Annotated in this window: 21 protein-coding genes; 14 read left to right on the forward strand and 7 right to left on the reverse strand. The window is 71.9% G+C overall.

Annotation, left to right across the window (positions count from 1 at the left end):
* Nucleotides 1-50: 50 nt before the first annotated feature.
* Genes MRBLMI12_RS06470 through MRBLMI12_RS06480 form a run of 3 tightly spaced genes read left to right on the forward strand, consistent with a single transcriptional unit; the run spans nt 51 to nt 5,182 of the window.
* Complete coding sequence (locus MRBLMI12_RS06470) at nt 51-2,477, forward strand: beta-glucosidase (RefSeq protein ID WP_363354931.1); 2,427 nt, start codon at nt 51-53, stop codon at nt 2,475-2,477.
* Between the two features lie 31 nt (nt 2,478-2,508).
* Nucleotides 2,509-3,639: a serine hydrolase domain-containing protein gene (locus MRBLMI12_RS06475; RefSeq protein WP_363354933.1), complete on the forward strand. Its 1,131-nt coding sequence runs from the start codon at nt 2,509-2,511 to the stop codon at nt 3,637-3,639.
* Nucleotides 3,640-3,673: 34 nt separating this feature from the next.
* Nucleotides 3,674-5,182 carry a glycoside hydrolase family 43 protein gene (locus MRBLMI12_RS06480; RefSeq protein WP_363354935.1) on the forward strand — a complete coding sequence of 503 codons (1,509 nt, stop codon included), beginning with the start codon at nt 3,674-3,676 and terminating at the stop codon, nt 5,180-5,182.
* 223 nt (nt 5,183-5,405) lie between these two features.
* Here the strand turns inward: MRBLMI12_RS06480 and MRBLMI12_RS06485 are convergent, their stop codons facing one another.
* The 4 genes from MRBLMI12_RS06485 to MRBLMI12_RS06500 form a co-directional block, all read right to left on the reverse strand.
* Entirely contained in the window at nt 5,406-6,863 is a 1,458-nt protein-coding gene (locus MRBLMI12_RS06485; RefSeq protein WP_363354937.1) for a DUF1593 domain-containing protein, read from the reverse strand.
* Complete coding sequence (locus MRBLMI12_RS06490) at nt 6,860-7,906, reverse strand: nucleoside hydrolase (protein WP_363354939.1); 1,047 nt, start codon at nt 7,904-7,906, stop codon at nt 6,860-6,862. Before MRBLMI12_RS06490 ends, MRBLMI12_RS06485 begins: the two co-directional genes overlap by 4 nt.
* A 113-nt stretch (nt 7,907-8,019) precedes the next feature.
* Nucleotides 8,020-9,270 (reverse strand): D-arabinono-1,4-lactone oxidase, encoded by a 1,251-nt coding sequence (locus tag MRBLMI12_RS06495; protein ID WP_363354941.1) that lies wholly within the window; start codon nt 9,268-9,270, stop codon nt 8,020-8,022.
* Nucleotides 9,271-9,315: 45 nt separating this feature from the next.
* On the reverse strand, nt 9,316-10,053 hold the full coding sequence (locus MRBLMI12_RS06500; protein ID WP_363354943.1) for a FadR/GntR family transcriptional regulator: 738 nt from the start codon (nt 10,051-10,053) through the stop codon (nt 9,316-9,318).
* A 145-nt stretch (nt 10,054-10,198) separates the two neighbouring features.
* On the opposite strand from MRBLMI12_RS06500, the gene MRBLMI12_RS06505 reads away from it, so the two are divergent.
* From MRBLMI12_RS06505 to MRBLMI12_RS06550, 10 genes are all read left to right on the forward strand, one after another.
* Nucleotides 10,199-11,512, forward strand: coding sequence for an ABC transporter substrate-binding protein (locus tag MRBLMI12_RS06505; protein WP_363354945.1), 1,314 nt, complete (start codon nt 10,199-10,201; stop codon nt 11,510-11,512).
* A gap of 63 nt (nt 11,513-11,575) precedes the next feature.
* Nucleotides 11,576-13,261: a hypothetical protein gene (locus MRBLMI12_RS06510; protein WP_363354947.1), complete on the forward strand. Its 1,686-nt coding sequence runs from the start codon at nt 11,576-11,578 to the stop codon at nt 13,259-13,261.
* A gap of 95 nt (nt 13,262-13,356) precedes the next feature.
* Nucleotides 13,357-14,775, forward strand: coding sequence for an MFS transporter (locus MRBLMI12_RS06515; protein ID WP_404910303.1), 1,419 nt, complete (start codon nt 13,357-13,359; stop codon nt 14,773-14,775).
* Nucleotides 14,772-16,541 (forward strand): dihydroxyacetone kinase family protein, encoded by a 1,770-nt coding sequence (locus MRBLMI12_RS06520; RefSeq protein WP_363354949.1) that lies wholly within the window; start codon nt 14,772-14,774, stop codon nt 16,539-16,541. Before MRBLMI12_RS06515 ends, MRBLMI12_RS06520 begins: the two co-directional genes overlap by 4 nt.
* Complete coding sequence (locus tag MRBLMI12_RS06525) at nt 16,528-17,013, forward strand: ribose-5-phosphate isomerase (RefSeq protein ID WP_363354951.1); 486 nt, start codon at nt 16,528-16,530, stop codon at nt 17,011-17,013. Before MRBLMI12_RS06520 ends, MRBLMI12_RS06525 begins: the two co-directional genes overlap by 14 nt.
* Nucleotides 17,013-17,894: a triose-phosphate isomerase family protein gene (locus MRBLMI12_RS06530; RefSeq protein WP_363354953.1), complete on the forward strand. Its 882-nt coding sequence runs from the start codon at nt 17,013-17,015 to the stop codon at nt 17,892-17,894. Before MRBLMI12_RS06525 ends, MRBLMI12_RS06530 begins: the two co-directional genes overlap by 1 nt.
* Complete coding sequence (locus tag MRBLMI12_RS06535; RefSeq protein WP_363354954.1) at nt 17,891-18,685, forward strand: sugar phosphate isomerase/epimerase family protein; 795 nt, start codon at nt 17,891-17,893, stop codon at nt 18,683-18,685. The genes MRBLMI12_RS06530 and MRBLMI12_RS06535 overlap by 4 nt, the downstream gene beginning before the upstream one ends.
* Complete coding sequence (locus MRBLMI12_RS06540; protein WP_363354956.1) at nt 18,682-19,548, forward strand: phosphogluconate dehydrogenase C-terminal domain-containing protein; 867 nt, start codon at nt 18,682-18,684, stop codon at nt 19,546-19,548. Before MRBLMI12_RS06535 ends, MRBLMI12_RS06540 begins: the two co-directional genes overlap by 4 nt.
* 8 nt (nt 19,549-19,556) lie before the next feature.
* Nucleotides 19,557-20,309 (forward strand): SDR family NAD(P)-dependent oxidoreductase, encoded by a 753-nt coding sequence (locus tag MRBLMI12_RS06545; RefSeq protein WP_363354958.1) that lies wholly within the window; start codon nt 19,557-19,559, stop codon nt 20,307-20,309.
* A gap of 167 nt (nt 20,310-20,476) precedes the next feature.
* Nucleotides 20,477-22,420, forward strand: a complete 1,944-nt coding sequence (locus MRBLMI12_RS06550; RefSeq protein ID WP_363354960.1) for a hypothetical protein — start codon at nt 20,477-20,479, stop codon at nt 22,418-22,420.
* 120 nt (nt 22,421-22,540) lie between these two features.
* Here the strand turns inward: MRBLMI12_RS06550 and MRBLMI12_RS06555 are convergent, their stop codons facing one another.
* The 3 genes from MRBLMI12_RS06555 to MRBLMI12_RS06565 are packed head-to-tail and all read right to left on the reverse strand — an operon-like array spanning nt 22,541 to nt 25,046.
* Complete coding sequence (locus MRBLMI12_RS06555; RefSeq protein ID WP_363354962.1) at nt 22,541-23,725, reverse strand: cytochrome P450; 1,185 nt, start codon at nt 23,723-23,725, stop codon at nt 22,541-22,543.
* Nucleotides 23,722-24,852, reverse strand: coding sequence for an NAD(P)/FAD-dependent oxidoreductase (locus MRBLMI12_RS06560; RefSeq protein WP_363354963.1), 1,131 nt, complete (start codon nt 24,850-24,852; stop codon nt 23,722-23,724). The genes MRBLMI12_RS06555 and MRBLMI12_RS06560 overlap by 4 nt, the downstream gene beginning before the upstream one ends.
* Nucleotides 24,849-25,046 (reverse strand): ferredoxin, encoded by a 198-nt coding sequence (locus MRBLMI12_RS06565; protein ID WP_363354965.1) that lies wholly within the window; start codon nt 25,044-25,046, stop codon nt 24,849-24,851. Before MRBLMI12_RS06565 ends, MRBLMI12_RS06560 begins: the two co-directional genes overlap by 4 nt.
* Before the next feature lie 73 nt (nt 25,047-25,119).
* Between MRBLMI12_RS06565 and MRBLMI12_RS06570 the strand changes: the two genes are divergently transcribed.
* A complete protein-coding gene (locus MRBLMI12_RS06570) occupies nt 25,120-25,995 on the forward strand; it encodes a helix-turn-helix transcriptional regulator (protein WP_363354967.1) in 876 nt (291 codons plus the stop codon).
* Nucleotides 25,996-26,034: the final 39 nt, after the last annotated feature.

The raw sequence follows: 26,034 nt of genomic DNA on the forward strand, positions 1-26,034 counted from the left end.
GGCTGCGGCATCCGTCCTCCTGACCCTCCTCTGAGAAAGAACCTCCCCCGATGACCGACATCGCCACGCACCCCGACGCGGTGCGCCACCTCGTTCCCCTGCTCGGGCGCCTGACCCTCGAGCAGAAGTCGGCGCTCGTACAGGGCGCCGGCTTCTGGACCACCGTCCCGCTTCCCGAGATCGGGCTGCGCGCGATGACGCTATCGGACGGTCCGGCCGGGGTTCGCGGTCCGCGCTGGGACGAGCGCGAGCCGTCGCTGAACCTGCCGTCGGGGTCGGCGCTGGCCGCGTCGTGGGACGTCGACCTGGCATACCGGTACGGGGCGGCCGCGGCATCCGAGGCCCGCCGCAAGGGTGTCGACGTCGTGCTCGGTCCGACCATCAACCTTCACCGCTCGCCGCTCGGCGGGCGGCACTTCGAGTGCTTCAGCGAGGATCCGGAGCTGAGCGCAGAGCTCGCGGCGGCGTACGTTCGTGGTCTGCAAGAGAACGGCGTCGCCGCGACCCCCAAGCACTACGTCGCCAACGACTCCGAGACCGACCGCTTCACCGCCGACGTCCGCGTCGACGAGCGGGCGCTGCGCGAGCTGTACCTCGTGCCGTTCGAACGCGCGGTCGAAGCGGGCGCCTGGACCCTCATGAGCGCCTACAACGCCGTCGACGGCGTGACGATGACCGAGAACGATCTGCTCGAGACGCCGCTCAACTCCGAGTGGGGCTTCGACGGCGTCGTGATCAGCGACTGGACCGCGGTGCGCTCACTCGACTCGGTTCCCGCCGCGCAGGACCTCGCGATGCCCGGCCCCGCCCCCGCGTGGGCGGACCTCGTCGGGGCGATCCGCGACGGACGCCTCAACGAGGCCGACCTCGACCGCAAGGTGCTGCGCCTGCTGCTGCTCGCGGAGCGCGTCGGCGCGCTCGGCGACGCGACGCCGGTGGAGCCCGCGCCGCTCGACGGCCTTGCCTTCGCGCGCGCCGCGGCGATCGAGGGCGCCGTGCTGCTGCACAACGCGGGTGTCCTCCCGCTGGATGTCGCCACCCTGGGTCGCGTCGCCGTCATCGGGCAGAACGCACGCGAGGCCCGGACGCAGGGCGGCGGCAGCGCCACGGTGATCCCCGAGGCCGTCGTCTCGCCCCTCGACGCGATCCGCGCCGCCCTTCCGGGCGCCGACGTGCGGTACGAGATCGGCGCCGTCGTGCAGGAGGGCGTCGCCGAGATCCCGCTCGTGCAGCTGCGCAATCCGGCGACGGGTGAGGCGGGCATGCGCGTCGCGTTCTTCGACGCCGACGGCACCGAGCTCTTCGCCGAGAACCGTCGCTCGACCGCCCTCGTCTGGTTCGGCGGCGACGCACCCATCGCGGCGAGCGCCACAGTGGTCTTCGAGACGCTGTACACCCCGGTCGAGACCGGCGACATCGAGCTCGGCTTCGCGGGCGCGAACCCGGGCCGGCTGTTCGTCGACGAGCGCCTCGTGCTCGACGACGCACCCGTCATCGAGGGCTCCGACCTCGGCGCCGCGTTCCTCAACCCGCCGTCGATCACTGCGACGGTGGCCGTCGAAGCCGGCCGCGAGACGGCGGTGCGCGTGGAGTTCACCCGCGCCGCCGCCGGTGCGCTGTCGGGAGCGCTCAGCGCCACGCTCGGCATCGCCCCCGAGCGCACCGATCCCGAGGAGCTCATCGCCCGCGCGGTAGCGGAGGCCGCGGCATCCGATGTCGCGATCGTCGTCGTCGGCACCAACGCGAAGGTCGAGTCGGAGGGATACGACCGCACCAGCCTCGATCTGCCCGGCCACCAGGACGACCTGGTGCGCGCGGTCGCCGCGACCGGGACCCCGACGGTGGTCGTCATCAACGCCGGCTCGCCCGTCGTGCTGCCGTGGGCCGGCGAGGTCGCCGCGATCGTGCAGGGCTACTTCGGCGGGCAGGAGTTCGGCCACGCCGTCGCCGACGTGCTCACCGGCGCCGCCGAGCCGGGCGGGCGCCTGCCCACCACGTGGCCGGCCGCCCTCGCGGACGTTCCGGTCACCGAGGTGGTCCCCACCGACGGTCGCCTCGACTACCGCGAGGGCCTGCACATCGGCTACCGCGCGTGGCTGAAGGCGGATGCCGAGCCTGCGTTCCCGTTCGGCCACGGCCTCGGCTACACGACCTGGTCGTGGGGCACCGCGCAGCGCGTGGGCGACGCCGTCGAGGTGACGCTCGCGAACACCGGCGACCGTGACGGCAAGCAGGTCGTGCAGGTGTACGCCGAGCGAGCGGACTCCGCCGTCGAACGCCCCGCGCGCTGGCTCGTCGGTTTCGCGACCGTGCACGCCGCCGCCGGCGAGACCGTGACCGCCGCGATCCCCGTGCCGTCGCGACGCCTCGCGCACTGGGCCGGCGAGTGGGTCGTCGAGCCGGGCGACTACACGCTGCGCGCCGGCGCCTCGGTCGCCGACCTTCCGCTTACCGTGAACTGGACGGCCGCGCAGTAGCGGCCGGACCTTCGCCGACGAGAGGACCGCGATGCACGACGTCACCACCGAGAACCTGCAGGGACGCGCTGACGGGCGCCTGGACGAGATCGTCGCCCGCCTCGACGGCTTCCTCGCGGCCGACCCTGATCTCTCCTTCCAGGTCGCGGCGTTCCACCAGGGTGAACCCGTCCTCGACGCCTGGGGCGGGCCGCACCTGGCCGAGCAATCGGTCATGGTGCCCTACTCCGTGACGAAGAACACGATCGGGCTGTCCATCGGCCTCCTGGTCGAGCGGGGCGAGCTGGATCTCGATGAGCGCGTCGCACACTACTGGCCGGAGTTCGCCGCGAAGGGCAAGGACCGCGTCACGGTGCGGCAGCTGCTCTCGCACCAGGCGGGTCTTCCGCAGGCGACGCCGCCGCTGACGTGGGAGGAACTGCTCGACGACCACGCCGCCGCCGACCGGCTCGCGGAGACGTGGGCGTTCTGGCAGCCGGGAAGTGCGTTCGGCTACCACGCGGTGACGATCGGCAACCTCGGCTCGGAGCTCGTGTACCGGGTCAGCGGGCGCTCGCTGCACGAGTTCTACGAGCGGGAGATCCGCGCGCCGCACAGCATCGACTTCTTCCTCGGCCTGCCGGCCGGCCACGAGGAGCGACTGGTGCCGGTCCTGCCGATGATCCGTCCCGTCTCCGACACGACGGCGATGCAGCCGACCGCCATCGGTCTCCACACGTGGGTGACCCCGGGGCCGCAGGTCGATCTCGCGAACCACGAGGCGAGCTGGCGATATGGCCACCCCGCCGGCTCGGGCACGGGCACCGCCCGCGGACTCGCGCGCCTCTTCGCCGCTGCCGTCACCGGCGTCGACGGCACCGCGCCGTTCCTCTCGGCCGACACCGTGGCGCAGATCGGGCAGCAGCAGGTCCACGGCTTCGACGAGGTGCTGGGCCTGACCGACCGTGCACACGCGATCATCTTCCAGAAGTCGACGTCGACGGTCCCGTTCGGCGGTCCGCGCGCGTTCGGCCACGACGGCGCCATGGGCGCGCTGGCGTGCGTCGACCCTGACACCGGCATCGCCTTCGCCTGGACCATCGCGCGCGGCGCGTGGCCGGGTGGCGCGGACCCGCGCGCCGTCGCGCTCGCCCGGGAGCTCGGCATCCTGCTCTCGTCCTGAACCCGCCCTCGTCCTCTCGAACCCGGAGCACCCCGTGACCACGCTGTACAACCCCCTCGTCAACGGCTTCCACCCCGACCCCAGCGTCGTCGCGGTCGACGGCGTCTACTACCTCGCCACCTCGACGTTCGAGTACCTGCCGGGCATCCCCATCCACCGTTCGACCGACTTCGAGACGTGGGAGCTCATCGGGCACGTCGCGACACGACCCGGACAGCTGGGCGTGGAGGGCGTTCCAACGGGCGGCGGGGCCTGGGCCCCGACGATCCGCCACCACGACGGCGTCTTCCACCTCGTCATCACCGACGCGATGGGGCGCGGCATGCTGCACTTCACCGCGACGGATGCCGCGGGGCCCTGGAGCGACGGCGATCTTCTTCTGAAGGCGGATGGCTCGGGCACCGTCGAGGGCATCGACCCCGACATCGCATGGGATGCCGCGGGCACCTGTTACGTCACCTTCTCGGGCCTGCAGCTCAGCGGCGCTCTGGACCCCCATCAGCCCGCGCACCTCGGCATCCAGCAGGTTCGGGTCGACCTCGACGCGCACCGAGCCCTCGAAGAGCCGAGATCACTCTGGTCGGGCACGGGGCTGATGTTCCCCGAGGCGCCGCACCTCTACGAGATCGAGGGCGCGTGGTATCTCCTGATCGCGGAGGGCGGCACCGAGCGCGGTCATGCCATCTCGATCGCACGGGGCGAGTCCCCGACGGGGCCGTTCACCGGGGCTCCGGGCAACCCGCTCGTCTCGGCACGGTCGACGCCGCGACCGATCCAGAACACCGGCCACGGCGACCTCGTGCGCGGCCCCGGCGGAGGGTGGCTCTGCGTGCTGCTGGGCGTGCGGCCGCGCAGCGGCACTCGCGCCTTCTCGGCGCTCGGCCGCGAGACCTTCGTGACGCCCGTGACGTGGACCGACGGCTGGCCGTCGATCGCCCCGGTGGAGCTCGCGCCTCGGCCGGGAACGCGCGTCGAGATCGACTTCTCCGGGCCGCTCGACCGCGAGTGGATCGCGGTCCGCCGACAGCCGACCGACGTCTCGACGCTCATCGGCGGCCGACTGGTGCTGACCGCGGACGGCAGCACCCTCGCCGACCCGCAGCCGGTCTTCGTCGGGCGCCGCCAGGAGCATCTGACGAACGAGGTCACCGTGGCCATGGACGTCGGAAACGGGGTCGGCGGCCTGGCGGTCCGGTACGACGAGAGCTTCCGCATCGAGCTCGAGGCCGGTGGCGGGACGATCACCGCCCGCGCACTGATCGGCGGCCTGCGGCAGGACTGGGCGCACCCGTTCGACGGCGAGTCCGTCGTCCTCCACCTCGCTTCTCGCCGGCCCGTCGGCGGAGGCGGCATGCTCCCGACCAGCGACGTCCTCCATCTCGCCGCGACTATCGACGGCGAGCGCATCGAGCTCGCCGAGATCGACGGCCGCTTCCTGTCGTCCGAGGTCACCGAGTCCTTCACCGGCCGCGTCATCGGCGTCTACGCCGTCGCCGGCGAGGTCGGCGTGTCGAGCTGGATCGCCGAGGGCGACGACGACTGACGGATGCCGCGCACGGCGCTCGTCGCCTTCCCGGCGCCCCCGGCGCCCCGGCGACCCCGGCCCGTTCGGGGGTCGCAACACGCGGCATCCCACCCCTCGTAGCGGCGTGTCGTGCCACCCGAAGCCCGAGCCCCATCCTTCGCGGGTCGCAACACGCGGCATCCCACCCCTCGTAGCGGCGTGTCGTGCCACTCGAACCCCGAGCCCGAGAGGCCGCGAGGAGCTAGGCGGCGGTGACGGTGAGGATCACGCGCTGATACGCCTTGACCGGATACTCGGCGGCGTCGTCCGACGCCTCGGCGATGACGTGGATCGTGTCGCCCGGCCGCGCATCCGCGGGGACCCGCACGACGGTCGTGGAGCCTTCGTCGGCCGCGAGCGCGGCATCCGTCGCCCCCGCCTCGCGATCGACCCACCAGCGCACCCGCACGGTGTCGCCGTCGGGATCGTCGACGGCCGCGGTCAGCGACACCTCGCCGCCGGCCGCGACTCCGAGGTCGACCCCGTGCTCAATCCGCAGGACCGGGTGGTGGTTGGCGTCTTCGTACCCGGAAGTGACGCTCCACCGCAGGCGCGCGGCGAAGTCGGCCTGGGCGTCGGCGAACCAGCGGGTGACGGAGGCCTCGTCGCCGCCGCGTCCGAAACCGGAGTCGGCGATGACCCACGTGTCGTCGCCGTCGTCCGTGCGCACGGCCACGCCGCCCCAGCCGCCGAACGCGGGGTGCTCGTGGCCGCGGAGCCCGGGCACGAGCAGGTTGAGCATGTTGGTCGTATCGCCTTCCGAGATCCACTCACCGGCGGGCTGAGGGTCGATCCACACCTTGTACCCCTGCGCGCGGAGCTCGTCGGCGGACAGACCCGACAGGTGGAAGTAGTCGGTGACGTCGCCCGGCACCATCTGGCGCCCGTCGCCCCAGACGCGGTACAGGGCGCCGAGGGGTCCGACGCTCGTGACGTTCTCGCGCAGCCAGACCGCGCCGAGCAGGCGGTGGTCGGCGGCGGGGACCGTGCGGCGCGCCGTGTAGCCCCACGCCAGCGTGGCGACCTCGATCACGCGGATGCCGGGCCAGCCCTGTGCGATGTACTCGTCGTAGGTGGCGTCCTGCGAGGCGAACTTCGTGATCACGGCCTTCGCCGAGACCTCCGCACGCACCCTCTCCCAGTCGTCCGACCCGCGGAAGCGCTCCTCGATGGAGAGCAGGGCGCGGGCGACGGTGCTGGGCCCCGCCCACAGCTGCAGGAACAGCGGCCCGGGGCGATCGTCCAGCAGCGCGTCGGCGATGAGCCGCGAACCGGGCGACTCCTGCGAGATGTCACCCTCGAACGCGACGTTGCCCTCGCGGATCACCGACCGCAGCCGCTCGGGGCTGGGGTAGCGGGGGTCGTGCACGACCAGGTTCGGGTGCACCTCCGCATACGCGTCGACCGCGTCGTCGATGAACCTCTCGCCGGGCGCCCACCGCCACGCGGTCTGCGGCTCGTCGTACTCGCGGTCGGGGAGGAAGAACGTCGTGCCCGCCCCATCGCCGCGCCAGTGGAACCGGCTGCTCGCATAGATCAGGCCCTCGATCTCGAGCTCGTTGCTGTACAGCAGCAGCCGGATCATCGAGTTGAGGTCGTCGAGCTCGGGATCCGCGGTGATGATCGTCCGCGGCCGCGCCGTGGTCGTCGTCGTGGTCACGAGAGACCTCCCTGCCACCGCTCGAACTCGGCGAGCTTCAGATACATGTCCTCGAACATCAGCCGCGTGTCGACCCAGGTGTAGACCCGCATCGGGCGGGCGCCGGCGACGTCGCCGTAGGCGCCGTCCTCGCTGAGCGCGGGCGTGGGTCGCTGGACGTACCGGCTCGAGGACGGATCGGGCTCGAACACCGACTGCAGCGCGGTGAGCAGCACCAGCGGCGAGTCGCCGAGGGCGTACGTCTCCGACGCGCCGCCCAGGTGCGGGGCGACCATCGCGCACACGTACGCGACCTCGTCGTAGAGGTAGCGGCCGAGCGGACCCGCCGTCGCCACGCGGACGCGCAGCTCGGCATCCGACACGAGGCACTGCCGGTAGACGTCCCGCGCCACCTGCCACAGCGGGATCGTCGAGTCGTTGAACACGACCTGCCCGGCGACCGGGTCGATGAGCAGGTTGTACTCGATCGGCATGGGGTTGGGCGGGGGCACGGCGAGCCCCTCGTGCTCGGCGCCGCCGATCCACACGAGCGTCAGGCGTTCGGCGATCCGCGGCTCGGTGAGGTACGCCGAGGCGATGTCGGTCAGACCGCCGCCGGCGACGTAGAACAGCGGGCTCGAGACGTCGTCGCGCAGTGCCTCGGCGATGATCGCGTCGACGGCAGGGGCTGGCCGCGGAGTCGAGCGGTCCGGCAGCGGCTCGTCCGACCCCGCGACGATGACCTCGGTCGACGTGAGTCCCATGCGGGAGAAGACGTCGCGGACGACGGCCTCGGCGTTCTGCGCGCTGCGGCCGGACGGGTCGAACGGGTCGTCCGCGCGCAGGTGCGAAGCCACCACGAGCCGGATGTCGACGCTCGGCGAGAGCAGGTGATGCACGAGCTGGTAGAGGTCGTCGGGGTCGCCCGCGAAGTCGTTGTCGATGATGACGCGCGCACGCGGCCGGCCGACCGGCGGGATCTGCTGCCAGGGCGTCTCGCCGAGGCTCCAGGAGTGGGCGGGGCGGTTCGTCGGGCGGGTGCTCCCGCTCGGAATCTGCGTCATCGTCGACTTCCCTTTCGCCGCGGCGTCACGAACGATCTCGTCGGCAACTGTAACACCGGTTGACCAATCTCGATGCCCGCGCGGGACGCGGTGACGTGACGCGGCTTGACGTGTCAGCGCGGCTCGCGCACCCCGACCCTCTCGAGGTGCGCGTTGGTGAAACGGCCGTCGGGGTCGAGGCGCTCGAACACCGCGCGCGCGTCGGCCAGACGGGGGTGGACGCGCTCCATGGCGGCACGGTCGAAGCCGTGCAGCTTGCCCCAGTGCGGCCGGGCGGTGAACGGCTCGAGGGCCGCCTCGATGCGCGCGAGCGCGGCGGCGACCTCGTCGGGGTGGTTGAACCACGTGAAGTGGATGATCACGACGTCCCGACGGTACGCCGGGCTCAGCCACAGCTCGTCGGCGGCGGCGGTGCGCAGCTCGGTCCAGATCAGGTGCGCGCGGATGCCGTCGCCCAGGGCGCGCACCGCGTTCAGCGCGGCGGGCGCGTCGGCGCGGGCGACGAAGTACTCGCTCTGGATCTCGTCGCCGAACGAGGGCTGGGCGTCGAGGCGGAAGTGCGGCAGTCGCAGCATCCACGGCCCCGGGACGCCCGCGAGCTCGGTGACGTTGTCCTCGACCCCGAGCGGCGAGTCGCCGGTGAGCGCACGGACGCCGTCGAAGATCGTGTCGGGCACGACGTCGTCGTCGGCGTCGAGGCGCGTCTTGATCCACACGTAGCCGACCGACGGCTCCTCCCACCGCGAGAACACCGACACGCTGTAGCCCGCCGAGGTGAGCTCGTCGTAGTGCGCGAGCGCGGCATCCCAGCTCACACCGGTGTAGATGTCCTGCCGGACGCGGAAGGCCGGCTCGATGTCGAGCGTCAGCGACACGACGATGCCGTACGCGCCGAGGCCGACGACCAGGGCGTCGAAGTCCGCGTCGCCGCGTCGCACCTCGTGCAGTTCGGCGTCTGCGCCCACGTAGCGGAGGGCCCGGACGGATGCCGACAGCACCGGGTTCGCGTCACCCGATCCGTGCGTGCCGGTGGCGGTCGCACCGCCGACGTTGATGTGCGGGAGCGACCCCATGTTGCGCAGCGCCCAGCCCCGGTCGTCGAGCCACACCGCGAGCACCCCGTAGCGGATGCCGGCGGGCACGGTGACCGCCTGCGCGGCCTCGTCGAGCTCGAACTCGGCGGCGAAGCCGGTCACGTCCACGAGCGTGCCGGTGGTGTCGGGCAGGTCGGTGAAGGAATGGCGCGTGCCCAGCGGGCGGACACGCCCGGGCTCACGGAGCACCCGGCGGACGTCCTCCACCGATGTCGCGTCGACGATCCGCGGCGCGGAGTACTCGTAGGTTCCCGCCCAGTTGCGCGCCATCGCGCCTCCTTCACTGCTCGATACGGGCACTGCTCGATACGGGGCTCAGGGCGCGGATTCGGCGGCGAGACGCTCCGATGCGGTCGCCATGTGCGTCGCCATGGCCGAGGCGGCGGCATCCTCGTCCCCCGCCTCGATCGCCCGGAAGACGGCGCCGTGCTCGTCGACCGCGATCCGCGCCTCGGCGTCGTCGTGCACCGCGCGATCGGCGTACACCTGCAGGAGCGACCGCACGACGTGAAGCAGGTCGATGAGCGTGTCGTTGCCGGCGGCGGCGGCCAGCGCGTTGTGGAAGTCGAGGTCGGCGCGCGCGAAGGACTTGAGGTCGCTGACGCCGCTCTGCATGCGGGCGAGCGAGCCCGACAGCGAGGACAGATCGGATGCCGTCGCACGCCCGGCAGCGAGCCGGGCGACGTAGATCTCGAGCCCCGAGCGCAGCTCGAGCAGTTCGGCGGTGTTCTTGCTGCCGATGAGCAGACCCCACCGCAGCGTCTGCGGCAGCAGCTCGCTGGCGGTGCCGCGCAGGTACGTCCCCGAGCCGGGGCGGACGTCCACGATGCCGAGGATCTCCAGCGCTGCGAGAGCCTCGCGCACCGCGGATCTGCCGACGCCCAGCGTGGACGCGAGCTGGCGTTCGGGCGGCAGCCGCGTTCCGGCCTCGAGATCCCCGCTCGTGAACAGGTCCATGAGCCGCCGCGCGACCTCCGACACCGGCGTGCCACTGGGCAGCGCGCCGAGCGCGGCGGTGATCTCGGCCGAGCGGTCGTCGGGATAGGCGGGCATGCGAACAACCTACGGCAGTCGCGGCATCCGCGGGATTGCTTTCGGTCAACCGGTTTGTCAGACTGTCGGCAGGCGACGCTGGTCGCCTTTCTCACGGGCATGTGAGAAAACGTTTCCTGAGGCTCGATGACGAGAGGCGATCACAATGAAGTTCCGGAGCAGGAAGCTCATGGCGGGCACGGCTGGGGTGGCACTGGCGGCCCTCGTCGGATTGACGGGATGCGCCTCGGGCGCCCCGACCAGCACGCAGCCGACCCTCGACCCCGACGAGGAGGTCTCGATCACCTTCACGTTCTGGGGCAATGACGTGCGCGCCGAGCTGTACAACGAGGCCATTGCGGTCTTCGAGGAGCAGCACCCCAACATCGACGTCGACATCATCTTCCTCGCGCCGACGGACTACTGGGAGAAGCGGCAGATCGAGGCGGCCGGGTCGGGGCTGCCCGATGTCGTGACCATGGACCTCGCGTACCTGCGGCAGTACTCGCAGAGCGGGTCGCTGCTCGACCTCGAGCCCTACCTCGGCACCATCATCCAGACCGACCCGATCGATCCGCAGGTGCTGTCGGCGGGGGTCGTCGACGACGTCACCACCGCCGTGCCCCTGTCGACGAACTCGTGGGGCATGTTCCTCAACACGACGCTGCTCGACGAGCTCGGCGTCGAGCCCTTCACCGACGGCACGTGGGACGACTACTACGAGTGGATCGCCGAGGTCAGCGACGCCGGGAAGGCCGCGGGCGTCGACGTCTGGGGCGGCGTGGACCCGACCGGCCGCATCGAGAACTTCGAGCTGCAGCTGCGCGCCGAGGGCGCCGACCTGTTCGACGAGGACGGCACGCCCGGCTTCGACGAGGAGCGGCTCGCGGAGTTCTGGGAGTCCGTCTCCGCGCAGCGCGACGCCGGCCAGCTGGTCCCGCAGCAGCGCATCGCCGAGGTGCAGCCGCTGACGGCGTTCGACAGCGCGCTGAGCGCGAGCGACGCGACGTGGGACAACACCGGCGCCGGCTTCCTCGCGAATCTGGGCGAGGGATACGACATCCAGCTGATCGCTCCCCCGCTCTCTGTGGAGGACGGCAAGGATCTGTACCTCAAGGCGTCGCAGATGTACTCGATCGCGTCGAACTCGGAGCACCCCGCGGCGGCGGCGACGCTGATCGACTTCCTCATCAACTCGCCCGAGTCGGGCGAGATCTTCGGCACCAACCGAGGGCTCCCCGCGTCGGAGACGGCGCGCGAGTCCGCGAACCTCGACGAGCTCAGCCAGACCATCGCGGACTACGAGGCGTCGATCGCCGATCGTCTCGGCGCGGCACCGCCGGTGCCGATCGTCGGCTACGGCTCGCTGCACGAGAAGTTCCGCGAACTCGGAGAGGAGCTGAACTTCGGGACGATGACGGTCGATGACGCCGTGGCGCAGTTCTTCGCCGAGATGGACGTCGTCGTCAGCAGCCAGTAGCCCGGCGTGCGGGGCGGGACGTTGAGCCCGCCCCGCACCTGCCCTCGACCACAGAGGAGTCCCGTGTCCGGTTCCGATCCGCTTCCCGCCCCTCTTCCCGCTCCGCCCGCTTCCCGGCCGTCTCTCGGCATCCAGGGACCGGTCGTCGGCTTCCAGGACCCCTGGGCCGGCGACGCCTCGGACGCGATCATGCGCACGGGTACAGGCATCCCCATCCCGTCCCAGGATCCGGCGCCGAGTCCCCGGGAGTTCGTCGCGGCGCTGCAGGACCTGGGCGCCGACTTCTACGTGCACCACGTGATCCCGACCGTGCACGACCACGCCGCGCTGCTGCGCGACCTCGACGCCGCCGGGATCGACGTCGTGCTGGGCAACGAGTACGGCAACATCAACGGCCCCTACGTCGAGGGCACGAACCGCTACGACCCGCCGGCAGACCTGGTGAGGGATGCCGCCGCCTCTGGCCGCCTGGCCGGCGTGCTGTACGACGAGCCCGAGCACCTGCAGATCCACGCCGACCAGTACCGCAGGGACGCGCACCTGCCGCACTTCGGGCAGACCGACGGTCTCGGCGCCGAGGACGCGATCGCCGTGATCGACACCACGGTCCGCGACATCGTGCGGGATGTCGACGCCGCGGTCGCCGACGCCGGGGGCGCCGCCGTCCCGGTACTCGCCGAGCAGGTGTTCCCGGTGATGTTCCACACCCTCGCGCGGGCCGGGATGACGCCGGCACCCAAGGTCATGAAGGAGTCCTTCCAGCCGCTGCAGCTCGGGACCGCACTCGGTGCGGCGCGGCAGTACGAGCGCGAGCTCTGGATCTGCGCCGATCTGTGGGGCCCCGACGTGGGGCCGTGGCTCACGCGCGCGCCGGGCTTTCCCGGCCACTCCCCCGCCGAGTTCGCCTCGGCCCTGCGGCTCGCCTACCTGTTCGCGCCCACCCGGCTGTTCGTCGAGAACATCGACGTGCTCGTCCGCCATCGCGGCGCGGGGGCGTTCGAGCGCACCGCCCACGGCGAGGTGTGGCGGGAGTTCGTGCGCGACTTCGTGCCGCGGCATCCGCTCCGCTGGAGCCACCGCGATGCGCGCGCCGATATCGCGCTCGTGCACGCGGACGACAGCGACTTCGGACGCGGCGAGCGCCCCTTCGGCAACCGCGACGCGACGGCGCCCGCCGCAGCGCGGAGCGTCTTCGCGGCGTGGCACGCGCTCAGCCACGGGCAGCTCCCCGACCACGGCAGCTGCCTGCACATCCCGGGGTACGACTTCCCGCGTCATCAGCTCAACGGGATCGAACGATCGCGCTTCCCGCTCGACGTGGGCGCGACCGCGCAGACCCGGCTGCACGGCCTCTTCCAGGCCACGCGGAGCGTGCTCGTCTTCGACGAGCAGGTGCGCGCCGACCAGCTCGCGGATGCCGGCCTGATCGTCGTCGCCGGCAGCCGCCTTCCCGGCACGACGCTGGACGCGCTGCGCGTGCGCGCCGAGGCGGGCGCGACGGTGCTCGTCGCCGCGTGGCTGTGCGACGGCGAGCGCAGGCGGACGGAGCGCGTCGGTCGCGGAAGGTGGACCGTGTACGAGAGCTTCGACGATCCCGACGCGCAGGAGGCGATCGCCGCTCACGCCGGTCCGGCCGACGTGTGGACCCAGCGCTTCGCCGATGTCGAGCTGCGGATCCGTGCCGCGAGCCCCGGCGGCGAGACGCTCGATATCGAGATCGCGGACGCCGCGCGCGCTCGGAACGGCTGAGGCGCGGCATCCGACATCGGCTTGCAATTGGTCAACCGGTTTGTCACAATGGTGCGGGAAACCACCTCGATCACCGTCGATGAGCAGGAGTCACCGTGGACCAGAACCAGACCGTCGCCGACGCGCCGCCCGTCGCGCGCTCCGCGATCCGAAAGGTGTCGACGCGCCTCGTGCCGTTCGTGGCGCTGATGTTCTTCATCAACTACCTCGACCGCACCGCGATCGGCTTCGCAGCCCCCAACGGCATGAACGAGGACCTCGCCCTCAGCGCCGCTCAATTCGGGTTCGCGTCCGGCGTCTTCTTCATCGGCTACATCCTGCTCGAGGTGCCCTCCAACCTGGCACTGCACAAGTTCGGCGCACGGCGCTGGCTCTCGCGCATCATGGTCAGCTGGGGCATCGTCGCGTTGCTGTTCACCTGGGTGCAGAACTTCGAGCAGCTCGTCGTGCTGCGCTTCCTACTCGGTGTCGCCGAGGCCGGGTTCTTCCCCGGGGCGATCCTCTTCCTCAGCCTCTGGGTGCCCGCGCAGTACCGCGGCCGCATCCTCATGCTCTTCTACCTGGCGCAGCCCCTCACCACCGTGATCGGCGCCCCGCTCGCCGGCTGGCTCATCCAGCAGCACGAGGTGTTCTTCGGCCTCGAGGGCTGGCGGTTCATGTTCTTCGGCGTCGCGATCCCCGCGATCATCGTCGGCATCGTCGCGTGGTTCTACCTCAAGGACAAGCCGGCCGACGCGAAGTGGCTCACCCGCGACGAGCAGGTGTGGCTCACCGACGCGCTCGACCGCGAGAAGGCGGCCACCCAGAAGAAGGAGCACGGCCACGTCTCGGCGCGCTTCGCGTTCAAGAGCGGCCGCGTGTGGGTGCTCTCGTTCATCTACTTCGGCTTCATCTACGGCCTCTACGCACTCGCCTTCTTCCTCCCGACGATCATCGAGGGGTTCCAGGCGCAGACCGGGCAGACGTACGACGTGTTCCAGAAGGGCCTCATCACCGCGATCCCGTACCTGCCGGCCGCGATCGTCATGTACTTCTGGTCGCGCGACGCGTCCAAGCGGGGCCTGAAGACCTGGCACATCGCGGGTCCGGCGATCGCCGGCGCCATCAGCATCCCCCTCGCCCTGTTCGCCGGCTCGCCCGCCGCGACCATCGCGGTCATCACCGTCACGGCGTGCGCGATCTTCGCCGCCCTCCCGAACTTCTGGACGCTGCCCACCCGCTTCCTCACCGGAGCGGCGGCCGCCGCGGGCGTTGCGCTGATCAACACGATCGGCAACCTGGCCGGGTTCTCCGCGCCGTTCGTCACCGGCGCCGTGCACGACTGGACCGGCGGATACGAGGTGCCGATGTTCATCGTCGGCTTCGTCATGCTGGTGTCGGCCGTGCTCATGGTGCTGCTCGCCCGCAGCAACCGCATCAGCCCGGTCACGGTCGACGAGTCGGATGCCGACGCGCCCACCGTCGACGCGGACGCCCTGCGGGCCGCGGCCGACCCGAAGGGCGACGCCCGATGACGCGCCTGTGGAACGAGCCCGCCGACTTCGCCGACGAGATGATCGACGGCTTCGTCGCGGCCAACGCGCGATACGTCCGGCGCGTCCCGGGCGGCGTGGTGCGCAGCACGACGTCGCCGGCCGGGCAGGTCGCCGTCGTGATCGGTGGGGGCTCGGGCCACTACCCCGCGTTCGGCGGGCTCGTCGGCCCGGGACTCGCGCACGGTGCCGCGATGGGCAATCTCTTCGCATCGCCGTCGACGCAGCAGGTGCACACGGTGGCGAAGGCCGCCGACAACGGCGGCGGCGTGTTCTTCACCTACGGCAACTACGCCGGAGACGTGCTCAACTTCGACGCGGCCCAGGAGCGCCTGCGCGCCGAGGGCATCGCGTGCGAGACCGTCACGGTGACCGACGACATCTTCAGCGCCACGCCCGACGAGAAGCACAAGCGCCGCGGGATCGCCGGCGACCTCACCGTGTTCCGCATCGCGGGGGCGGCCGCGGCCGCCGGCGCCGACCTCGCCGAGGTCACGCGGCTCGCGCAGCACGCGAACGAGCGCACGCGGTCGTTCGGCGTCGCGTTCACCGGCTGCACGCTGCCCGGCGCCGACGACCCCCTGTTCAGCGTTCCCGAGGGCCGGATGGCGATCGGGCTCGGCATCCACGGCGAGCCGGGCATCGACGAGACAGGCATCCCCACGGCCGACGGCCTGGCGGAACTGCTCGTCGAGAAGCTCCTCACCGAGGTGCCGGATGGGGTCGACGCGGTCCGGGGGGCCCGCGTCGTCCCCATCCTGAACGGCCTGGGCTCGCTGAAGTACGAGGAGATGTTCGTCGTCTACCGGCGCATCGCCCAGCTGCTGACGGATGCCGGCATCGACGTCGTCGACCCTCACGTGGGCGAGTACTGCACGAGCTTCGACATGGCCGGCACGTCGCTGACGCTGTTCTGGCTCGACGACGCGCTGGAATCGCTGTGGGAGACCGCGGTCGACACCCCGGCCTACCGGCGCGGCTCGGTCGCTCCGCAGGAGCGGTCCGACGCGACGGCCGCGGCCGACGTCGCCGATGTCATCGAACCCGGCGACGAGGCATCCCGTGCCGCCGCCGGAACGGTGCTCGCCGCCGTGCGCGCGATCGCAGAGACCGTCGACGCCCACGTCGATGAGCTCGGCCGGCTCGATGCGATCGCCGGCGACGGCGACCACGGCATCGGCATGCAGCGCGGTTCGCACGCCGCGCTCGCCGCTGCGGAGACCGCAGTGGATGCCGGAGCCGGCGCCCGCACCACGCTCGCGCGGGCCGCCGACGCGTGGGCCGACAAGGCCGGCGGTACGTCCGGCGCGCTGTGGGGCGTCATCCTGAACGCGATCGCCGCGAAGCTGGGCGACGAAGGCCGCCCCGACGCGGCAGCCGTGGCTGCGGGCGTCGCCGCCGGATCACGAGGCGTCACCGACTACGGCAAGGCCGAGGTCGGCGACAAGACGCTCGTCGACGCGCTCGTGCCCTTCACCTCGACACTGACCCAGGCCGTCGACGCGGGCGCGCAGCTGACCGACGCGTGGCGGACGGCAGCGGATGCCGCCACGCGGGCCGCCGGCGCGACCGCCGACCTGCTCCCCCGCATGGGTCGCGCCCGCACGCACGGTCAGAACAGCGTGGGCACGCCCGATCCCGGCGCGATCTCGCTCGCGCTCATCGTGACGGCCATCGGAGAAACACTCGCCGCCGACACCGTCGCGACCGAGACCTCAATGAAGGAGAACGCTCATGGCACAGCCTGAGACCGCCCAGCCCCTGCGCATCGTGATCGGCGCCGACGATGCCGGCTTCGACTACAAGGAGATCCTCAAGAGGGATCTCGAGCAGAACCCCGGGGTCGCCTCCGTCATCGACGTCGGCGTGGACGCGGACGGCCACACCCCGTACCCCAAGGTCGCGATCGAGGCGGCCCAGCAGGTCGCCGCCGGCACCGCGGACCGCGCACTGCTCATCTGCGGCACGGGCCTCGGCGTCGCGATCGCGGCGAACAAGGTGCCCGGCATCCGCGCCGTCACCGCGCACGACTCGTACTCGGTCGAGCGCGGCGTGCTCTCCAACAACGCCCAGGTGCTCACCATGGGCCAGCGCGTGGTGGGCGTCGAGCTCGCCCGGCGCCTCGTGCGCGAATGGCTGACCTACCGCTTCGACACCACGTCGGCCTCGGCCGACAAGGTCGCCGTCATCGACGAGTTCGAGAACACGGGCTCCTGCTGATGCCTGCGCAGGTCACGGTCGGGGTGAGCCTGAAGACGTACTTCGGGCATGAGCGGGCGCGCGCCTGGTTCGCCGACGTGGCGCGCCGCGCGGCCGCGCACCCCGCCGTGGCCGGCGGCGACGTGCGGTTCTTCGTCATCCCGACGTACCTGCAGATCCCCGCGGCGCTCGAGGCGTTCGCCGGCACCCCGGTGCTGATCGGCGCGCAGGACGTCTCGGAGTTCCCGCCGGGCGCCTACACCGGCGAGGTCACCGCCGCCGAACTCGCCGAGGTCGGTGTCGCGGTCGCCGAGATCGGGCACGCCGAGCGCCGCCGCCTCTTCGACGAGACCGACACCGTGACCGCCGCCAAAGCCGCCGCCGCGCTCACGCACGGCATCACCCCGGTGCTCTGCATCGGTGAGGCCGAGCATCTCGGCGGCCCCGCCGCCGCGCTGGCGAACGTCGAGCAGCTCGCCGCCGACCTCGAAGGGGTGCCGGCCGGGCCCGTCATCGTCGCCTACGAGCCGGTGTGGGCCATCGGCGCGGCCGAGCCCGCTCCCGACGAGCACATCGCCACCGTGACCCGTGCCCTCCGCGGCGCGCTCGACGCCGATCCGGCGCGCGCCGGCAGCGTCGTCATCTACGGCGGATCGGCGGGCCCGGGCCTGCTCACCCGTCTGGGCGAGAGCGTCGACGGCCTGTTCCTCGGCCGCTTCGCCCACGACCCCGACGCCCTGTTCGCGGTGCTCGACGAGGCCGGCGTCCTGGCTGCCCGTCGCACCGGCGTCGCACCGTCCGATTCGGCGAGACCCCAGCGGGTGGACGAGACCGTGGGAGAACCCCACGGTCTCGTCCCCCCGCTGGGGTCTCGCGGAGATTCGCCGGGGGCGAGCGCATGATCGGCCTCGGCACGTACGCCTTCTTCTGGCAGCACTCCGACCAGGTGCCCGAGCCGCTCTCGCTCGTCGGCGCGTTCGAGGCGACCAAGAAACTCGGCGTCGAGCTGTTCCAGATCTGCGACTACGCGCCGCTCGAGTCGATGAGCGACGTGGAGCTGACGGATGCCGCAGCCGCCGCCCGCGACCTGGGCATCGTGATCGAACTCGGCACGAAGGGCATCGAGCCCGAACGGCTGGCGCGCTTCCTCGACCTGGCCGGAGTCTTCGATGCCCGGCTCGTCCGCAGCATGCTGTACTCGCCCGACACCCGGCCCACGCTCGCGCAGGCCGAGGAATGGCTGCGCGCCGCGCTGCTGGCGTACGAGGGGGCCGGGGTCGACCTCGCCCTCGAGACGTACGAGCAGCTCGCGACCGCCGACCTGGTCGGCCTGGTCGCGCGCATCGGCAGCCCGCGCCTCGGCATCTGCCTCGACCCGGCGAACGTCGTCGCCCGGCTCGAGCTGCCGCGCGACTGCGTCGGGGCCACCGCGCCCCACGTGAAGAACGTGCATGTCAAGGACTTCGCCTTCGCCCGCCAGCCCGGCTGGGTCGGCTTCACCTACGGCGGGGCGCCGATGGGCGAAGGGCTGCACGACTACCCGCACCTGCTCGAGACCGTCCGTCCCCGCGAACGCGGGGTCAACGAGATCGTCGAGCACTGGCTCTCCTGGCAGGGAGACGCCGAGACGACCATCCGCACCGAGCGGGAATGGACCCGCCGAACCATCGAATATCTGAGGAGCACGACATGAGCACCACCTCGACCGAGACGTACAAGATCGCCGTCGTCGGCGCCGGCGGGAAGATGGGCATGCGCGTGTCCGACAATCTCGTCAGGACCTCCCACCAGGTCGCGTACGTCGAGAACTCGCCCGCCGGCCGGCAGCGCACCATCGATGCGGGCCGTGAGCTGACGGATGCCGCCACCGCCGTCGCCGACGCCGACATCGTCGTGCTGGCGGTGCCCGACCTCGCGCTCGGACCCGTCACCGCCGACCTCGTGCCGCAGCTGAAGGCCGGCGCGATCGTGCTGACCCTCGACCCCGCAGCGGCGTATGCCGGGCTGCTGACCACCCGCGAGGACGTCATCCAGGCCGTGGCGCACCCCTGCCACCCGTCGATCTTCCTGCAGCGCCAGACGCCCGAGGAGTGGGCCGACACCTTCGGCGGCATCGCCGCCCCGCAGGACGCGATCGCCGCGATCGAGTCCGACGACCCCGAGAAGCAGGCGATCGTCGAGGCGACCGTCCGCGCCATCTACGCGCCCGTGATCGACGTGCACTGGGTCACCATCAAGCAGCTCGCGCAACTCGAGCCGACCCTCGTCGAGACCGTCGCGTGCATGATCGGCGCACTCCTCAACGAGGCGCTGCAGGAGGCCGTGAACACGATGGGCGTTCCCGAAGCGGCGGCGCGCAGCATCCTGTACGGCCACACCCAGGTCGCCCTCGCCAACGGGCTGCGCGGCGACAACCCGTTCTCGGACGCGTGCCTCATCGCGATGGACTACGGCCGCGAGAGCATCATCAAAGAGGATTGGAAGAAGATCTTCCGCGACGACGAGCTCGACAAGAACCTCGCGCGGATGCTGCACCTCGACCACATCGAGCGCTGAGGACGACGATGACCAGACTCGAACGCAAGACCGCGCTCGTCACCGGTTCGGGCACCGGCATCGGCCGTGCCGTCGCGGAGCGGTTCGCCCGCGAGGGTGCGCGCGTCATCATCGCCGACCGGGATGCCGCGGCCGCGAGCGCGACGGCGGATGCGATCGGGCCCGCCGCCCGCGCCGCTGTCATGGACATCTCCGACGAAGCGTCGGTCGAAGCCGCCTTCGGGCTGCTCGGCGCCGAGGGCTGGGCGCCCGACGTCGTCGTCGCCAACGCCGGCGTGCAGCTGTTCGGGCAGGACGCGGCGGCGGCCGACCTCGATCTCGACGTGTGGAAGCGCACGATCGACATCAACCTGACCGGCACCTTCCTCACCGTCAAGCACGCCGTCCGCTCGATGCTGGAGACCGGAGGAGGTTCGATCATCCTCACCGGAAGCCCGACCGGGATCAACGGCGAGGGACGGGACTTCACGGCGTACAGCGCATCGAAGGCAGGCATCCACGGCCTCGGACGGACGGTCGCAGCGGCCTACGCCGATCGCGGCATCCGGGTCAACACCGTCGTCCCGGCCTATACCGAGACCTCGCTCGTCACCACCATCACGAGCGACCCGGAGGCACGGTCGGCGATCATCGGCCGCATCCCGATGGGCCGTGCCGGAGCGCCGGCCGATGTCGAGGGGATCATGGTGTTCCTCGCGTCGGACGACGCCGCGTTCGCCACGGGCGCGCTGTTCGCCGTCGACGGCGGCATGACGATCTGAGGCCACGCGCGACCGGCGCGGAGCACTGCACGCGCGAGTCAGGCGCCCGCAGGCCGCTTCGAGCCCGGCGCGTGCGGGCCGCTCCGCTGTCACAAAACGGTGGCCGCGGCGCACCAATTGCGACAGCGGAGCAGCGGCAGACCGCAGCGAAGACGAGGATGGAGCGCATGGGCGACGAGTGGGACGGAAAGCCGGCGACCGCGTGGCGGAGCGGACCGTGGTCGCTCGAGCTGCGCGACGACGAGTTCGCCGACATCGCGTACGACGGGCACGTCGTGCTGCGGTCGGTGCGCGCCGTGGTGCGCGACCGCAACTGGGACACGGCGGGGCTGATCGTCGACCGCGTCGCCGCATCCGGCCTCGCGCTGACGCTGCACGTGCACTCGACAGACCTCGACGCGGACCTGAGCGGGATCGTCCGGGCCGAGGTGCGGGGGCCCGGGCGCCTGCGGGTGCTCACCGACCTTGAGTCGCAGACCGAGTTCGCGACCAATCGCACCGGCCTCGTCGTGCTGCACCTGCCCGCACTGGCGGGCGCGGCACTGCACGTCCGGCACTCCGACGGCGCGGTCGCGCACTCGCGGTTCCCCGAGCGCATCAGCCCGCACCAGCCGGCTCTCGACATCGCGGGCCTGTCGTGGTCGCACCAGGGGCTCGAGGTCGACGTGCGCTTCACCGGCGACGTCTTCGAGATGGAGGACCAGCGCAACTGGACGGATGCCTCGTACAAGACGTACAGCCGCCCGCTCGCGCTCCCCTTCCCCTACACGCTCGCCGCCGGCGAGAGGGTCGTGCAGTCGATCGACATCGCGGTGTCGGGCATCTCCGCGGCCGCCGAGCCGGATCCCGTGGCGCGCATCCGGCTCGAGGAGGGGCCTCCGCTCCCGGCGATCGGCGTCTCGGCCTCGACGGCACCCGACCCGGCCCCGGCGGACCGGTGGCCGGCGGACGGCGGCGCCTGGCCGGCGACCGTGCTCGTCGAGCTCGACCTCGCGACCCGCAACTGGCGCGCGGCCCTGGACCGCGCGGCAGGCCGGCATCCCGAGTCAGGCAGCGAGCGCCAGCAGAACGAAGCACCCGCCAACACCCCCAATCTCCGGCCACTGAGCGAGCGCCAGCAGAACGAAGCACCCGCCAACACCCCCAATCTCCGGCCACTGAGCGAGCGCCAGCGAGACGAAGCGCGCCCTCCTGCGCTCGACGTGCGATTCGTGCTCGACGACGCCGATCCCGCGAGCATCGACGAGGCCGTGGACGCGCTCCGCGGCCTCTCGATCGCGCGTGTCACCGCGTTCCCGCCTACTGGACCGGCGCGCCATGTCTCCGACCTCGACGCGATCGCCCGGCTCCGCCACGCGCTGACCGAGGCGGGTCTCGACGTCGCCGTCGTGGGCGGAGTGCGCTCGCACTTCACGGAGCTCAACCGCGAGCACCATCGCCTGCCGCGGGGGCTCGCCGGCATCGTGTTCAGCAGCACGCCTCTGTTCCACAGCCTCAGCACCGAGCAGCTGGTCGAGGCACTGCCGATGCAGCGGATCGTCGCCACGCAGGGTGTGAGCATCGCCGCAGGACTCCCGGTGCACATCGGCCCGATCTCGCTGCGTCCGCACTTCAACGATGTGGCGACGACTCCCCCGCCGATGCCCGCGCACGACGACCTGCGCGACGGCTACGGCTCCGCATTGATCGACGCGGTCGATCCGCGACAGTCGGCACCGCAGCTCGCTGCCTGGACCGTCGCCAGCGCCGCCGCCCTCGCCGTGCCCGGTGTCGCCACGCTCGCCTACTTCGAGGAGTGGGGGCCGCGCGGCGTCCGCATGTCCGACGGAACCACACTTCCCGTGTTCGACGCGGTCTCGGCACTGGCCGCGCTGGCTGGTGCGACGGGCCTCCGCGGCGACTCCCCCGATGGTCTCGTCTGGGCCATCGGCGCCCGCACCGCCGGCGACAGCGGCGGCGGCGGCAGCGGCAGCGGCAGCGGCGGCGGCGGCGGCGGCGCCACGATCCTGGTCGCCAATCTCGACGATCGCCCGCGCCGGGTCGAGGTCGAGCTTCCCGGCGGCACGACCCGCACCGCCGACGTCCCGCCAGGCTCGTTCCTGTCGCTCTGACGCCCCGCCCCCGCCCCCGCCCCCGCCCCCACGTCCCACCCGGTTCACTTGCGCTGAACGTACGCGAAACGGGCCGATCGGCGTACATTCAGCGCAAGTGAAACGGAGCCACGAGGGGGGTCAGCGCCACGCGACCTCGACGGCGCCGGCCTCGTAGGTCGCGACGGGATGCGCGAACGGCAGCGGAGAGAGCTGCTCGGCATGCACCAGACGGATGCCGGGCGCCGCGGCCAGCAGCTGCCCGACGGCTTCGCGGATCTCGAGGCGCGCGAGCTGCTGGCCGACGCAGCCGTGCGGCCCGTGCCCGAAGCCGAGATGACCGAACGCGTCACGAGTGACGTCGAACCGGTCGGGATCCTCGTACTGCCGCTCGTCGTGATTCGCGGCCACGGGCGAGACGGCGACGGTCGTGCCCGCGGCGATCGCGACGCCGTGCAGCTCGAGGTCCTCCCGCGCTGTGCGAGGGAACAGGGTGACGAACATCGCCCCCACTCGCATGAACTCCTCGATCGCTGCCGGGAGCGCCGTGGGATCCTCCCGCAGGACGACGAGCTGGTCGGGGTGCGTGAGCAGCGCGACCATTGCCGTGGCGATGAGGTAGGCCACCGAATCGCGGCCGGAGGTCATCAGGACCAGCAGGATCCCTTCGACCTCGGCACGCGTCCATTCGCCCTGCAGCAGGTGGGTGATCACGTCGTCGCCGGATGCGCCTTCCTTCTCGGCGAGGACGTCGCGGATGTAGTCGAACTTCTCCTGGGTCGCGGACGTCCCCGTGACGAACAGCTCGCCGAATCGCGGTGTCAGCGCGTCGGGCACGCCCAGGACGAGGCAGTGCGTCCGCATCGAGATCGGCGTCGCGTAGTGCGCGAACAGATCTGCCGGCTGATCGCGGGCGAGGAACTCGGCGAGCTGCGAGGTCACGATGCCGGCGACCGCGTCCTCGCGCGCCCGGACGGCGCGCATCGAGAACTGCGAGATGATCGCTCTCCTCATGCGGAGGTGCTGATCGCCGTCGAGGGCGAGCAGGTTCGAAGCGGCGAGTGAGGCGCGCGCGCCCTCGTCGAGGCCGTCGAGGTCGGCCCCGTCCTGCGGCTGAGGGAAGCGGTGGACCGCGACCGTGAACCTCGGATCCGCCAGCACATCGCGTGCGAGCGCATGCCGGGTGACGATGAGTCCGTCAGGCCCGTCGGGGTAGTGGAGCGGCGTCGCGGGCGCTTCGTCGCGCCATGTCGCCAGCGCCGGCGACGGTGCGAGAGGCGTGCCGTCGGTGGGCAGGCGACGCTCGTGATACGGACATCCGGTCATACGAGGCTCCTTTCGGCGCGCGGGAGCTCGGCCCGGGCCATCCGGAACTCGCGCGCCATGTTCCAGCCGATAAGCGCCTCCACGCGTCCCTCGCGCCGGGTGGCGACGACGAAGCGGTCGCCGTCGGCATCACCCGCGAGCGCGTCGAGCTCCGCGTCGGGCCGCACCCGGCCGTGGACGAGGATCCGCGTGCCGAACAGCGTCGTCCAGAAGAACGGCTCGATGGGCAGGGATGCCGCGCCGGTCGCGATGGCACGGGCCACTGTCTGCGCCTGCAGGATCGCCGTCTGCTGGTGCGCGGTGCGTCGTGGGCGGCCGTCCGCCGGATCGGTCCAGGCCGCGACGTCCCCGACCGCGTGGATCCCGTCCGCCACCCGGCCATCGGCGTCGCACACCACGCCGTCCGCGATCTCGACGCCGGACCCGCGCAGCCAGTCCACGGCGGGGGTGCAGCCGAGGGCGCTCACGACCGTCGACGCGCCGACAGTGGTACCGTCGGCGAGCTGCGCGCCGGCGGCATCCACCGCGACGACGTGGGCACGGGTGCGCAGCTCGACACCGTTCTCACGCAGCAGACCGGCGATGCGCTCCGAGAGGCGCGGGCCGAGGGTGCCGAGCGACACCCCCTCGTCACGGGCGATCAGCGCCACCGCGCATCCCGCGGCGCGCGCCGCCGAGGCCACCTCGCAGCCGAGCACGCCCGCCCCGATGATCGCCACGCTGTCGCCGCGCGCGAGCCGCCCGCGCAGTCGGTGCGCGTCCTCGATCGTCCGCAGGGTCTGGGCCGCCGGGAACGGATGCCGCGCCACCGCGCCGGTGGCGATCACCAGCTCGTCGTAGGCGATGCGTTCGCGACCGACCGCCACTTGGCGCCGCCGCGGGTCCAGCCCTGTGGCGGGGCGGCCGAGGCGGAAGGTCGCGCCGAGCCCGGCGAGCTCGGCGCGGCCGCGGATCGGAGCGGCATCCCACTCCCCGGAGAGGACTTGCTTCGACATGGCCGGGCGGCTGTAGGGCGCGTGGCGTTCGCCGCCGAGGAGCGTGATGCGCCCGTCGAAGCCCTCGGCGCGCAGGCTCTCGGCGGTCGTCAGCCCCGCGAGCGAGGCGCCGACGATGAGCACGTGCGTCATCGGTCCGCCACCCGGATCGCCCGCGCGGGGCAGAGGGATGCCGCCCGCACGGCCGCCGCGACGTCGTCGTCCGCGGTCGGGTCGGCGTCGAGCACGACGACGATCCCGTCATCGTCCTGGTCGAAGAGCGTGCCCGCCACAAGGGCGCACTGGCCTGCGCCCACGCAGGCCGTGGTGTCGGCGAAGATCGTCATAAGAGCAATATCCGCCGATTCCGTGGCGCATTCCACGTGTATGTTGACGTCATGTCGGAGGATGTTGACGGCCGTGCCTGACGTCCGCGTCCGCGTCCGCGGACGCCACCCCACGCTCGAACAGCACGGCGTCGCGGCCGAGAGGTTCACGGACTTCGTCAGTCCGACGCTCGACCTGCACGGGGTGGACGTCGTCCTCCTCACCTTCGTACTGCGCGGCACCGGCCGCCACGTCCTCGACGAGACCCAGTACGCGATCACCGGCCCGTCGTTCGCCGTCACGCGCACGGGAGAGCGTCACGGGCTCATCACCGACGGCGATGCGCTCGAGGTCGTGAACGTCTACCTCGACGTCGACGCGCATCCGGTCCTGCCGCTGTCGCCGCCGCTGGACCGCGCCCTCGCCGCCCTCCTGCCCCTCGGCGATGCACCCCGGGTGCGGCTTCCGCAGGTCGCGATCGACGACGTCGCGGCGACGCGCGCACTGCTCGAACTGCTGGAGCGCGAGACCCTCCACCCGGGGCCGGGCACGGGCGACATCGTCGCCGGCCTGCGGCGGGCGCTGCTCGTCGAGTGCGCGCGGGCGATCACGGCCCACGGCTTCCTGCCTGCCCGCAGCACCCGCACCCGCACCGACGTCGCCGTCGACGAGGTGCGGGCGCACCTGGATCGCTCCTTCACCGAGAACCAGAGCCTCGCCGACCTGGCCGCCCTGGTGCACCTGGAGCGGACGTACCTCTCGCGCGCGTTCGCGACCTCCACCGGAGAGACGATCTCGGCGTACGTCGCGCGCCTGCGGATCGGCTACGCGGCCACCCTCCTGCGCACGACCGATCGCAGCATCGCCGACATCGGCGCCACCGCCGGCTTCCGCGACCTCTCCCACTTCGGCCGGACGTTCAAGCGCCTGCGCGGCGTCTCCCCCCGCGAGTACCGCCGCGCCCCGTAACACCCCCACGCCCACGGCATCCGCTCACCGTGTTCACTT

The organism is Microbacterium sp. LMI12-1-1.1, from assembly GCF_040676455.1.
In the GTDB taxonomy this organism is placed as follows: Bacteria; Actinomycetota; Actinomycetes; order Actinomycetales; family Microbacteriaceae; genus Microbacterium.

What these genes read in the sequence shown, in the direction of transcription:
- MRBLMI12_RS06470 (WP_363354931.1), top strand. Translation starts at nt 51, where the DNA reads ATGACCGACATCGCCACGCACCCCGACGCGGTGCGCCACCTCGTTCCC.
- MRBLMI12_RS06475 (WP_363354933.1), top strand. Translation starts at nt 2,509, where the DNA reads ATGCACGACGTCACCACCGAGAACCTGCAGGGACGCGCTGACGGGCGC.
- MRBLMI12_RS06490 (WP_363354939.1), bottom strand. Translation starts at nt 7,906, where the DNA reads ATGACGCAGATTCCGAGCGGGAGCACCCGCCCGACGAACCGCCCCGCC.
- MRBLMI12_RS06495 (WP_363354941.1), bottom strand. Translation starts at nt 9,270, where the DNA reads ATGGCGCGCAACTGGGCGGGAACCTACGAGTACTCCGCGCCGCGGATC.
- MRBLMI12_RS06500 (WP_363354943.1), bottom strand. Translation starts at nt 10,053, where the DNA reads ATGCCCGCCTATCCCGACGACCGCTCGGCCGAGATCACCGCCGCGCTC.
- MRBLMI12_RS06505 (WP_363354945.1), top strand. Translation starts at nt 10,199, where the DNA reads ATGAAGTTCCGGAGCAGGAAGCTCATGGCGGGCACGGCTGGGGTGGCA.
- MRBLMI12_RS06520 (WP_363354949.1), top strand. Translation starts at nt 14,772, where the DNA reads ATGACGCGCCTGTGGAACGAGCCCGCCGACTTCGCCGACGAGATGATC.
- MRBLMI12_RS06525 (WP_363354951.1), top strand. Translation starts at nt 16,528, where the DNA reads ATGGCACAGCCTGAGACCGCCCAGCCCCTGCGCATCGTGATCGGCGCC.
- MRBLMI12_RS06530 (WP_363354953.1), top strand. Translation starts at nt 17,013, where the DNA reads ATGCCTGCGCAGGTCACGGTCGGGGTGAGCCTGAAGACGTACTTCGGG.
- MRBLMI12_RS06535 (WP_363354954.1), top strand. Translation starts at nt 17,891, where the DNA reads ATGATCGGCCTCGGCACGTACGCCTTCTTCTGGCAGCACTCCGACCAG.
- MRBLMI12_RS06540 (WP_363354956.1), top strand. Translation starts at nt 18,682, where the DNA reads ATGAGCACCACCTCGACCGAGACGTACAAGATCGCCGTCGTCGGCGCC.
- MRBLMI12_RS06545 (WP_363354958.1), top strand. Translation starts at nt 19,557, where the DNA reads ATGACCAGACTCGAACGCAAGACCGCGCTCGTCACCGGTTCGGGCACC.
- MRBLMI12_RS06550 (WP_363354960.1), top strand. Translation starts at nt 20,477, where the DNA reads ATGGGCGACGAGTGGGACGGAAAGCCGGCGACCGCGTGGCGGAGCGGA.
- MRBLMI12_RS06555 (WP_363354962.1), bottom strand. Translation starts at nt 23,725, where the DNA reads ATGACCGGATGTCCGTATCACGAGCGTCGCCTGCCCACCGACGGCACG.
- MRBLMI12_RS06560 (WP_363354963.1), bottom strand. Translation starts at nt 24,852, where the DNA reads ATGACGCACGTGCTCATCGTCGGCGCCTCGCTCGCGGGGCTGACGACC.
- MRBLMI12_RS06565 (WP_363354965.1), bottom strand. Translation starts at nt 25,046, where the DNA reads ATGACGATCTTCGCCGACACCACGGCCTGCGTGGGCGCAGGCCAGTGC.